Here is a 10,517-nt window from a genome sequence, read left to right as displayed (position 1 = left end):
CGCACGTAACGACCTGGCTACCGAATTTCTTGACGACCATAGAGCATTGGAACCACCTGATCCCATCCCGAACTCAGTAGTGAAACGATGCATCGCCGATGGTAGTGTGGGGTTTCCCCATGTGAGAGTAGGTCATCGTCAAGATTAAATTCCAAAATCCCTGTCTGCTCACGCAGACGGGGATTTTGTTTTTATAGAAGTACCAAGTTTTCGCAGGCACGTTAGTACTAACGGATCTGTCACAGAATTTCTTGACGACCATAGAGCATTGGAACCACCTGATCCCATCCCGAACTCAGAAGTGAAACGATGCATCGCCGATGGTAGTGTGGGGTTTCCCCATGTGAGAGTAGGTCATCGTCAAGATTGAATTCCGAAACCCCTGTCTGCTAACGCAGACAGGGGTTTTGTTTTTGCGCGACGCAAATTCCCAAACGGCCTAATAATTCCTCAGACCATTCCCACATCCACGACGGCACGTTCGTCGGATCACACAAATAGCTTCAACAAACCGCTAATTTTTCAGCCGCTGATGCCGACAGCCTGTTGAGCAAGTCGGTTGGGCCTGATCGGCTGCCTGATCCCCCAAGCATGCTTCAACCGACATCCATCCTTTCGGCATAAGAAGTCCCATGCTATGAATCTCAAGTTCAGTCATAAAATTCTTCTGGCCGCTTCAGGCGTCGTCGTTTTAGCGTTTGCGTTGTTTGCCTTGTACAACGACTATCTGCAGCGCAACACCATCAGGCAAGATATCGACTCCTCAGTGGCGCAAGCCGGCAACCTGACCGCGAGCAGCATTCAGAACTGGTTGAGCGGTCGCATCCTGGTATTAGAGAGCCTTGCCCAAAACATCGCCCACCAAGGCGATCAAGCCGACCTCGCCGGGCTCATCGATCAGCCTGCACTGACGTCAAACTTCCAGTTCACTTATATCGGTCAGGCCAATGGCGTATTTACTCAGCGCCCTGACGCCAAGATGCCAGACGGCTATGACCCGCGTGAACGGCCTTGGTACAAGCAAGGCGTCCTGGCAGACAAAACAATGCTTACGCCGCCCTACATGGCAGCTGTAGGCGGTCTAATCGTCACCATCGCCATGCCGGTCAAAAAGAACGGTGAATTGTTGGGCGTTGTCGGTGGCGATTTAAGTCTGGACAGCCTGGTCAACATCATCAACTCCGTAGATTCCGGCGGCCTGGGCTACGCCTTCTTGGTAAGTGGTGATGGCCAGGTCATCGTCAGCCCCGAAAAAGACCAAGTGATGAAGAACCTGCGGGACATCTATCCCAGCAGTTCTCTGAAGATTGAGAAAGGCATTCAAGACGTGATGCTCAATGGCCAAGAGCGGATCATCTCGTTTACCCCGGTCACCGGTTTGCCTTCTGCAGACTGGTACATCGGTCAGTCACTGGATAAAGATAAAGCCTACGCGTCGCTCACCAAATTCCGGACTTCGGCACTCATCGCAACGGTGATTGCTGTGGCAGTGATTGCACTCCTGTTGAGTCTGCTGATTCGTGTACTGATGCGTCCGCTGACCACCATGGGCCGCGCCATGCAAGACATCGCGCAAGGTGAAGGTGATCTGACGCGGCGTCTGGCGATTGAACACAAAGACGAGTTTGGCGAACTGGCCGGCTCCTTCAACCAATTCGTTGAGCGTATTCATGCGTCCATCTCCGAAGTGTCCTCGGTCACTCGCCAAGTCCATGATTTGTCCGAGCGTGTGATGAGCTCGTCCAACGCCTCCATCGTCGGTTCAGATGAGCAAAGCGCACGCACCAACAGCGTCGCCGCTGCCATCAATGAACTGGGCGCTGCAACCCAGGAGATCGCACGCAATGCCGCCGATGCCTCGCAGCATGCCAGCGGTGCGAGTGAGCAGGCGGATGATGGCCGCAAAGTGGTCGAGCAGACCATCGAGGCCATGACCGAACTCTCACAAAAGATCAGCGTGTCCTGCGCGCAGATCGAAACCCTCAATGCCAGCACCGACAACATTGGTCACATACTTGATGTCATTAAAGGGATCTCCCAACAAACCAACTTGCTTGCCCTCAACGCAGCCATTGAGGCTGCGCGTGCGGGGGAGGCGGGTCGTGGGTTTGCCGTCGTGGCGGATGAGGTGCGCAACCTCGCTCATCGCACTCAGGAGTCGGCAGAAGAGATCCATAAAATGATCACCTCACTGCAAATCGGCTCTCGCGAGGCGGTAAGCACCATGAATGCCAGCCAGATTTCCAGCGAAGACAGCGTGGAAGTGGCCAACCAGGCCGGTGCCCGTTTGATCAGCGTGACTCAGCGTATCGAAGAAATTGACGGGATGAACCAGTCGGTTGCCGCCGCCACGGAAGAGCAAACCTCTGTGGTCGAAAGCCTCAACCTGGATATCACCCACATCAACCTGCTCAATCAGCAAGGTGTGGCGAACCTTAACGAAACCCTCAAAGATTGCGATGCGCTCTCGCAGCAAGCCAGCCGCCTCAAGCAACTGGTCGACAGCTTCAAAATCTGAGCCCCACCGCCCTCAATAAGTTATCCACAGCCCTGGCATTCAATGTGTCAGGGCTGTTTCGATTTCTGGTCCTGGAGATAGCGAATAATCGCATTGACCCCGCGCTGCAGATGCTGCTCCAGTTCATTGACACACGCCTCCACATCCCTAGCCCGGGCATGCCGCAGCAGCGCCCGATGATCGTCCTGAGGCAAACTGCCCAAGCCCATCTGCTCAAGGTTAAAGCGCAAAAAACGCTCCTCTTCCACAAGCCCCGTTTCGATCAGTGCCAACAGCTTCTTATTAGGGGCTTTAGCGTAAAGCGCTTGGTGAAAAAGCCGATTGAGCGTGCCGATTTTTCCGAAATCCGTTTCGACCTCAAGCGCTTCAATGCAAGCCGACGCGGCCTTAAAATCCTCTTCGTCGAGCAGCGGCAATGACAAGCGCAAAGCCTGCGCTTCCAGTAAAAACCGCAGCGCGTAGGTTTCCAGCGAATCATCCTGAATCAAAGGCGCAACCACCGCGCCTTTGTATTGGACGACCTGCAGCAACCCTTGGGCTTCAAGTTGGCGCAGGGCTTCACGAACCGGCATGCGGCTCACACCAAACAAGGCGGCCAGGGCCTGCTGACGAATGGCCGTCCCGCAGGGCAAACGCCCATCGAGAATAGCGTTGCGCAGAGACTCTTCAATCACTGATCGCGCCAGATGCGCTGGAATGGCCCCGTGTACTTCAATACTGCTTAATGGATTCTTTTTAACGGCCACGTAGACGCTACCCGCTGCGGAAGTTGAGCACGCTGATTTGGATCCAAATTACGTTAGGCAGTGACTCGATCCCTGTCAAACCTTGTAACGAATAGACTTGTGTAACGAGTTGCCTATCGTACGCGCCCTAGTTTAATGCGGCGACAAGCCAAGAGATTACAGGGGATCCCACTGTTTTTTCTTGCGCTGTTCCGAGTGGACGGTTCCCCTTTTCCTGTGGTTTGTGCCCTACAATCGCGACAGTTAATACGGCTCCAGTCGTAGTCTTAATGCACATCAGGTGAAACATGGGCGTACTCAGTAATAGCGATGTCGACGAGCAACTGTTTCAACGCCCTGAACCGTCCCGCAACGCACTGACTCGACTGTTTCTGCAGCCGTGGCTGTGGTGCATTTTGCTGGTGGCCACGGCCGTACGATTTTACGGCTCAACCAGCTCGTCCATCTGGTGTGACGAAGGCTCCAGCTTGATGCTGAGCAACTACTCGCTCAGCGGCATCTGGTTTCATGCCGCACATGATGTTCACCCACCGTTGTATTTCATGCTTCTGCATGGCTGGATGGGCGTGTTCGGTGACAGCCTGGCCTCAATCCGTGCCCTGAGCGTTTTACCCGGAATCGTCACGGTGTTTCTCGGGATGTGGCTGGTGCGACTGGTCGCGACCCAAAGGGCCGCGTTGCTGGCAGGCGTCCTGTTGGCGTTGCTGCCGACAGCCGTGCGCTACAGCCAGGAAGTGCGCATGTATTCGCTGCTGGGCATGTGGCTGATCGGTGCAACCATTGCCTTGGTTTATTGGGTCAAAAACCCCGATAAAACGCGCTATCTGGTCGTCTACGCGGCGCTGATGACGGCGGCCTTCTACACCCACTACTTCACTGCTTTTTGCGTCATGGCGCACTGGCTGTATCTGCTGTTACTGAGCACTCGTTACAGTGCAGCGGGCAACTTGATCAAGCGACCGACCTGGTGGCTGGCCAACGCCGGCATTGTCATCTTGTTCCTGCCTTGGCTGCCGGGCCTGGTGGATCTGCTGCAACACATGCACGAGCTAAAAGCCGGTGGCGATGTGGGCTGGGAGCCGCCTGTCGATGCGCGCTCTTTACCGGCCATGGTCTGGCAGCTTCTGACACAAGACGAAGGCGATACCCTGCCTTGGCCGGTATTTTGGCTGGCCCCCCTCGCGCTATTTGCAAGCGTGATCTGGATCGCCGTGCGCGATGCATCCCCTTATAAATTTCACGCGCTCATTGCGATCTACACCTTGCTGCCGATCCTGGCGATTTACGCCCTGTCGTTTATCTCGCCCATGTTCATCGAGCGCTACGTGAGTTTTGCCGCGCTGGGCTTGCCATTGCTCGTCGCCATCGCGGTCGACCGCCTGCTTGCGCACAAACGCGTTATAGCGATTGCAGTGCTTGTGCTGTTCATGGGCGTCGAAAGTGTGGGCTTGCGCAGCAACTTCAGCAGCGACGCCGACCACTTTGACCAACTGGTTGAGCACGTGAATCAGCAGTTCCTGCCAGGTGACCGAATCATCGTCAGCGATCTGTTCTGGTACTTCAGTTACGTTTACTACAACAAAACCCCAGCCCAACCCATGCTCTACACACCGCCCACGCCAGACGGTGTGTCCGGGCGGCCGACGGCCTATGGTTTCGGGACGCTGGTGAACGAGGACGGCGCCAAGATCTACGTCGATCATCTGGCCGACCTGCCCGCCACCTCAGGGCGCATCTGGCTGATCAGCAGCAGCGTGCAGCCGGACGACTTCGCGCCTATTCCGTCCGGGTGGCACAAAACCCAGGATCTGACCATCGATGACACCCAGGTTCGACTATATTTGAGCTGCGGCGCGGCTGATTGCGGCGCTGATCTGCTCACAAAACAGACAACAGGTCAGCAGAATTAATTCGTAACACTTGACTGTGATCATCTGGCCGAGCAGTATTAATAGTTAGCAAACTAACATTATGTGATGTCTCTTGCCTGACTCTCTAGATCAACTCCAAATGAGCATCAGCACCGGTATGGTGGTTGCGACCCGTCATTGGCGTCGCGTCTGCCAGACTACGCTGGTCAACTTCGGCATCTCCGAAGCCTGCGCCATGCCGCTGCTGATAATCGGCCGCTTGGGCGAGGGCGTGCGGCAAGTGACCGTGGCCCAGGCGGCGGGCATGGAAAGCCCGTCGCTGGTGCGTCTGCTCGATCAGATGTGCAAGGCCGGTTACGTTGTGCGCAACGAAGACGCCAGCGATCGCCGCGCCAAAACCCTGAGCCTTACGCCCGTCGGTCGTACCTTGGTGCAGTCCATTGAAGCCCAGTTGGTACAACTGCGGCGTGCCGCATTGGCCGACATTTCAGTCGCTGATCAAGAAGCTGCCTTGAGAGTCATCAAAGCCTTTGAAGCCGCAGGCCAACTGCCTGACGGAGCGGCGTCTTGAACGGCTTTTTCAGCAGCATGCCGCCCGCCCGTGACTGGTTCTACGGCGTACGGACGTTTGCCGCCTCCATGATCGCGCTGTACATCGCCCTGCTCATGGAAATGCCCCGTCCTTACTGGGCGATGGCCACGGTTTACATCGTCTCCAGCCCCTTTGTCGGCCCCACCAGCTCCAAGGCGATCTACCGCGCCATTGGTACGCTGCTGGGGGCTTCGGCGGCGGTGTTCTTTGTCCCGCTGTTTGTCCAGACACCGTTTCTGCTGGTGCTGGTGATTGCGCTGTGGACGGGCATCCTGCTGTTCTTGTCATTGCACCTGCGCACCGCCAACAGCTACGTCTTCATGCTGGCGGGTTACACCATGCCGATGATCGCCTTGCCGATTGTGGATAACCCGCTCAACGTCTTTGACATCGCCGTCTCGCGTACCGAAGAGATCATGCTCGGCATCGTTTGTGCGGCCGTGGTGGGCAGCATGTTCTGGCCTCGACGCCTCACACCGGTGTTCATCGACTCATCGGCCAAGTGGTTCACCGATGCCGCCAATTACAGTCAGTACTTTTTGTCCCGCGAGGTCGACCCCGGCAAAGCCAGTGGCCTGCGCGCCTCAATGGTCTCGACCTTCAACACCCTGGAACTGATGATCGGTCAGTTGCCCCACGAAGGCGCGCACCCGCAAACGGTGCGCAACACCAAAGAACTGCGCGGGCGCATGATCCACCTGCTGCCCGTGGTGGATGCCCTCGACGACGCCCTTTACGCCCTCGAGCGCCGAACCCCGGAGCTGGTCGATAAAGTCACGCCGGTGTTGCAACACGCGCGCACCTGGCTTGAAACCACCAGCGAAGGCGCCCCCGTCGAACAATGGCAAGCGCTGCGCAACGAGCTGCAACACCTGCAACCCAGCGCCGAAGCCCTGGATGACCGCCGCCAGCTATTGCTCTCCAACGTGCTCTACCGCTTGGGGGAGTGGATCGACTTGTGGCAAGACTGCCGCAGCCTGCAACTGGCCATTTCCACCGGTGATCAAACCGTCTGGCGAGCGGTTTACCGGCACTGGCGGCTGGGTCGGCTGACACCGTTTCTGGACCGCGGCCTCATGCTCTATTCCGCGTTATCCACCGTCACGGCGATCGTCGTCGCCTGCGTGCTGTGGATTCTGCTCGGTTGGACAGACGGCGCCAGCGCAGTCATTTTGGCGGCCGTCGCCTGCAGCTTTTTCGCGGCCATGGACGACCCGGCCCCGCAGATTTACCGGTTCTTTTTCTGGACCTCGCTCTCAGTGCTGTTCGCCAGCCTGTACCTGTTCGTCATCCTGCCCAACCTGCATGACTTCCCCATGCTGGTGCTCGCGTTTGCCGTGCCGTTTATTTGCGTCGGCACCCTGACCGTCCAGCCGCGCTTTTACCTCGGCACCTTGCTGACCATCGTCAACACCGCATCCTTCATCAGCATTCAGGGTGCCTACGACGCTGACTTTCAGGTCTTCATGAACGCCAACCTGGCTGGCCCCATCGGGCTGCTGTTTGCCTTCATCTGGACCTTGATTGCGCGCCCCTTCGGCGCGGAGCTGGCGGCTAAACGGCTGACCCGGTTCAGTTGGCGCGACATTGTGCGGTTGACCAAACCCGCAACCTTGGCCGAGCACCGGCAAATGGGCGCGCAAATGCTCGACCGCTTGATGCAGCACCTGCCGCGTCTGGCCATGACCGGGCAAGACACCGGCATTGCGCTGCGTGAACTGCGCGTGGCGCTGAACCTCCTCGACCTGCTGGCCTACGCCCCGCGCGTTACCGGTGGGCCGCAATTGCTGTTGCGCCAAGTGGTCAGCGACGTGGGGGATTATTTCCGCACCTGCCTGATGGCCGGTGAGCGTTTACCTATCCCCAGCGGTCTGCAAATGACCATGGATCGAACCCGGCGCGCGCTCAACGCCAATGCCCTGCAAGACGAAAGCGATGCACGGGTTCACCTGCTGCATGCCCTCAGCGGCTTGCGTCTGGCCCTGCTGCCGGGTGTGGAGTTCATTGTGGATAACGACGACCTGCAGCACCCACACGTGCAAGGCATTGATGGAGCGCCGCTATGATCGGAGATATCGATATCAGCGGGGTTTTCCTGCCTACGCTCCTGGTATTGATGGGCATCACCTACCTGCTGTTTTTAGCGGTTCACGCGGTTCTTACGCGTCTGCACTTTTACCGCCTGGTCTGGCACCGGGCTTTGTTCAACGTCGGTCTCTACGCTCTGCTACTCGGCGTTGTGGATTCGTTTAGTCGATATTTGATGACATGAAAAAACCTTTATTGACCTTGGGCCGCGTTGTTCTCACCTTGTTGGTGGTGGCGTTTGCCTGCGTCGTGGTCTGGCGCATGACCATGTACTACATGTTTGCTCCCTGGACGCGCGATGGCCACATCCGCGCAGACGTGGTGCAAATCTCCCCTGACGTGTCGGGCCTCATCAAGCAAGTCGATGTGCGCGACAACCAGCCCGTGACACGCGACCAAGTGTTGTTCGTCATCGACCAGGACCGCTTCAAACTGGCCCTGCGCCAGGCGCAGGCGACCGTGGCTGACCGTAAAGAAACCCTGGCCCAGGCCCAGCGTGAAAACCGCCGCAACCGGGGGTTGGGCAACCTCGTTGCGCGTGAGCAACTGGAAGAAAGCCAGTCGCGAGAAATGCGCGCCCAAGCCGCGCTCACCGAGGCCGAAGTGGCCGTCGACAGCGCCCAACTCAACCTCGACCGCACCGTGGTGCGCAGCCCGGTTGATGGTTACGTCAACGACCGCGCCCCTCGGGTCAACGAATTCGTGACCGCCGGGCGGCCCGTGTTGTCGATTGTCGACAGCAGCTCCTTCCACATCGACGGCTATTTCGAAGAAACCAAACTCGATGGCATTCACGTGGGCCAAAGCGTTGATATCCGCGTGATCGGTGACGACGCCCGTTTGCGTGGCCATGTGGAGAGCATCGTGGCCGGTATCGAAGACCGAGACCGCACCAGCGGCCAGAACCTGTTGCCCAACGTGAACCCGGCCTTCAGCTGGGTACGGCTGGCGCAACGGATTCCGGTGCGCATCGTGTTTGATGATGTCCCTGAAGATTTCCGCATGATCGCGGGCCGCACGGCGACCGTTTCCATCATCCCGGACTCACCCAAAGCCAAGCCGGCACAGGAGAAGGCGCAATGAAAGCGGTTCGCCTGGCAGCCGTAGGGCTGGGGTTGCTGCTGGCCGGCTGCCAGATGGTCGGGCCGGATTATCACCTGCCCAAAGACGCGGCCCAGCAGCGTCCAGACCTGCAAGGCAGGTTGGCGGGCGAGGGCGACAACGTCGTCTCGGCACCGGTGCCCACGGATTGGTGGAAGCTTTACCAGGACCCGACGCTGAATGAATTGGTGCGTCAGGCCATGGCCTCCAATACCAACCTGCGCGTAGCGGCGGCGAACCTTGCGCGGGCGCGTGCCCAGGTTGAACAGGCCGAGTCGGCAGGTGGCTGGAGTGGTTCGGTCAAAGCCGGCGCCCAACGTCTGCAAGAGTCGGGCGAAGCCTTTTTGCTGGCGGATAAAGTCCCGGTGGCCAACGTCGGTGACCTGGGCATCAGCACCTCGTACCAGTTCGATTTGTGGGGCACGCTAAAGCGCGGCATTGAGGCGGCACAGGCCAACGCCGATGCCACCCAAGCTGCCGCCGACACCGCGCGCATCACCGTGGTCGCTGACGTGGTGCGTGCTTATGTGCAGGTCTGCGCCGCCAACGAAGAACTGGGCATCGCCAAAGAGTCGTTAAAACTGCAAGCGCAAACCACCGCGCTCACCCAGCGCCTGCGCGATGCCGGGCGCGGTGATGAAACCCAGGTCACGCGCTCTGAAACCCAAGTCAAATCGTTACGCGCTGAACTGCCACGTTATGAGGCCCAACGCCAGGCCGGGCTGTTCCGTTTATCGATGCTGCTGGCCAAACCGCTGGACCAATTGCCTGCCCATCTCGCCACCTGTGATGAGCTGCCGCACATCGCGCAATTACTCCCTGTGGGTGACGGTGCCGCGCTGCTCAAGCGTCGCCCGGACGTGCGTCAGGCCGAACGCCACTTGGCCGCCGCCACCGCCGAAATTGGCGTAGCCACCGGCTCTTTGTACCCGGACATCAGTATCGGTGCCTCCATCGGCACGGTCGGGATCGTCGACAACCTCGGCACCGCGCCCACCAACCGCTGGGGCTTTGGCCCGCTGCTGAGCTGGACCATCCCCACCAATGGCTCACGGGCGCGAATCCGCGAAGCCGAAGCCGCCACCCAAGGCGCCTTGGCAAGCTTTGATGGCGTGGTGCTGAACGCGGTTCGCGAAACCCAGACCAGCCTTGTGCAATACACCGCTGCACTGCAACGCCGCGATGCCTTGGCCGAAGCGGATGCCTCAGCCAAAACAGCGGCCGACCAAACCCATCAGTTCTTTGCCGCCGGGCGTGAATCGTTCCTCGCAGACCTGCAAGCCACGCGCACCTACACCGATGTGCGGGCTCAGTTAGCGGCGGCCAACACGCAAGTCGCGATGAGCCAGATCGATCTGTTCCTGGCCCTGGGTGGCGGCTGGGAAAGCAGCCGTGCCCAAGCCCCGGCCGCGGCTAAACCCTGACAACACTGTCACGCAGTGGAGAGCGGCTGAGGATTATCATGTTGGCTTTAGGATGGTGCTTTTAATTGCGTAGGAGAATTCTGCGCAGTCATCGGCCAAGCCCGCACGATTGTCCTCGGGGCCGCTTATTTCAGGCGCTACGCTCGCAAGCTTTAGGCAATAGCGTCTACGCTGTGC

8 protein-coding genes, 2 rRNA genes and 1 pseudogene are annotated in these 10,517 nt (G+C 58.5%); 10 read left to right on the top strand and 1 reads right to left on the bottom strand.

The annotated features are described in order from the left end of the window. Nucleotides 1-28: 28 nt before the first annotated feature. From rrf (AAEZ03_RS16610) to AAEZ03_RS29270, 4 genes and pseudogenes are all read left to right on the top strand, one after another. Nucleotides 29-144, top strand: a 5S ribosomal RNA gene (gene rrf / locus AAEZ03_RS16610). Nucleotides 145-250: 106 nt separating this feature from the next. Beyond that, nucleotides 251-366, top strand: a 5S ribosomal RNA gene (rrf, locus tag AAEZ03_RS16605). Between the two features lie 271 nt (nucleotides 367-637). Next, nucleotides 638-1,663, top strand: a pseudogene (locus tag AAEZ03_RS29275) (HAMP domain-containing protein); the annotation flags it as partial. Between the two features lie 69 nt (nucleotides 1,664-1,732). Continuing rightward, nucleotides 1,733-2,518: a methyl-accepting chemotaxis protein gene (locus AAEZ03_RS29270; protein WP_463923898.1), complete on the top strand. Its 786-nt coding sequence runs from the start codon at nucleotides 1,733-1,735 to the stop codon at nucleotides 2,516-2,518. Nucleotides 2,519-2,565: 47 nt separating this feature from the next. Here the strand turns inward: AAEZ03_RS29270 and AAEZ03_RS16595 are convergent, their stop codons facing one another. Then, nucleotides 2,566-3,264, bottom strand: a complete 699-nt coding sequence (locus tag AAEZ03_RS16595; RefSeq protein ID WP_350580071.1) for a GntR family transcriptional regulator — start codon at nucleotides 3,262-3,264, stop codon at nucleotides 2,566-2,568. A gap of 287 nt (nucleotides 3,265-3,551) precedes the next feature. Between AAEZ03_RS16595 and AAEZ03_RS16590 the strand changes: the two genes are divergently transcribed. The 6 genes from AAEZ03_RS16590 to AAEZ03_RS16565 all read left to right on the top strand — a co-directional run bounded on the left by AAEZ03_RS16590 (nucleotide 3,552) and on the right by AAEZ03_RS16565 (nucleotide 10,340). Then, on the top strand, nucleotides 3,552-5,174 hold the full coding sequence (locus AAEZ03_RS16590; RefSeq protein WP_350580069.1) for a glycosyltransferase family 39 protein: 1,623 nt from the start codon (nucleotides 3,552-3,554) through the stop codon (nucleotides 5,172-5,174). A gap of 100 nt (nucleotides 5,175-5,274) precedes the next feature. After that, nucleotides 5,275-5,706 carry a MarR family winged helix-turn-helix transcriptional regulator gene (locus AAEZ03_RS16585; protein WP_048366941.1) on the top strand — a complete coding sequence of 144 codons (432 nt, stop codon included), beginning with the start codon at nucleotides 5,275-5,277 and terminating at the stop codon, nucleotides 5,704-5,706. Beyond that, nucleotides 5,703-7,793, top strand: coding sequence for an FUSC family protein (locus tag AAEZ03_RS16580; RefSeq protein WP_153326104.1), 2,091 nt, complete (start codon nucleotides 5,703-5,705; stop codon nucleotides 7,791-7,793). The genes AAEZ03_RS16585 and AAEZ03_RS16580 overlap by 4 nt, the downstream gene beginning before the upstream one ends. After that, nucleotides 7,790-7,999: a DUF1656 domain-containing protein gene (locus AAEZ03_RS16575; RefSeq protein ID WP_048366939.1), complete on the top strand. Its 210-nt coding sequence runs from the start codon at nucleotides 7,790-7,792 to the stop codon at nucleotides 7,997-7,999. The genes AAEZ03_RS16580 and AAEZ03_RS16575 overlap by 4 nt, the downstream gene beginning before the upstream one ends. Then, complete coding sequence (locus tag AAEZ03_RS16570) at nucleotides 7,996-8,898, top strand: efflux RND transporter periplasmic adaptor subunit (RefSeq protein WP_048390953.1); 903 nt, start codon at nucleotides 7,996-7,998, stop codon at nucleotides 8,896-8,898. Before AAEZ03_RS16575 ends, AAEZ03_RS16570 begins: the two co-directional genes overlap by 4 nt. Continuing rightward, nucleotides 8,895-10,340, top strand: a complete 1,446-nt coding sequence (locus AAEZ03_RS16565) for an efflux transporter outer membrane subunit (protein ID WP_350580063.1) — start codon at nucleotides 8,895-8,897, stop codon at nucleotides 10,338-10,340. The genes AAEZ03_RS16570 and AAEZ03_RS16565 overlap by 4 nt, the downstream gene beginning before the upstream one ends. The last annotated feature ends 177 nt before the right edge of the window (nucleotides 10,341-10,517 follow it).

It is taken from the genome of Pseudomonas sp. HY2-MNA-CIBAN-0224, assembly GCF_040310285.1.
Classification (GTDB): Bacteria; Pseudomonadota; Gammaproteobacteria; order Pseudomonadales; family Pseudomonadaceae; genus Aquipseudomonas; species Aquipseudomonas helleri.
The sequence above is the reverse complement of the archived record's forward strand: the minus strand, read 5'-3'. Positions and strand labels throughout refer to the sequence as shown.

Coding starts and splice junctions, on each gene's coding strand:
- AAEZ03_RS29270 (WP_463923898.1), top strand. CDS start 1,733: ATGAGCTCGTCCAACGCCTCCATCGTCGGTTCAGATGAGCAAAGCGCA.
- AAEZ03_RS16590 (WP_350580069.1), top strand. CDS start 3,552: ATGGGCGTACTCAGTAATAGCGATGTCGACGAGCAACTGTTTCAACGC.
- AAEZ03_RS16585 (WP_048366941.1), top strand. CDS start 5,275: ATGAGCATCAGCACCGGTATGGTGGTTGCGACCCGTCATTGGCGTCGC.
- AAEZ03_RS16575 (WP_048366939.1), top strand. CDS start 7,790: ATGATCGGAGATATCGATATCAGCGGGGTTTTCCTGCCTACGCTCCTG.
- AAEZ03_RS16570 (WP_048390953.1), top strand. CDS start 7,996: ATGAAAAAACCTTTATTGACCTTGGGCCGCGTTGTTCTCACCTTGTTG.
- AAEZ03_RS16565 (WP_350580063.1), top strand. CDS start 8,895: ATGAAAGCGGTTCGCCTGGCAGCCGTAGGGCTGGGGTTGCTGCTGGCC.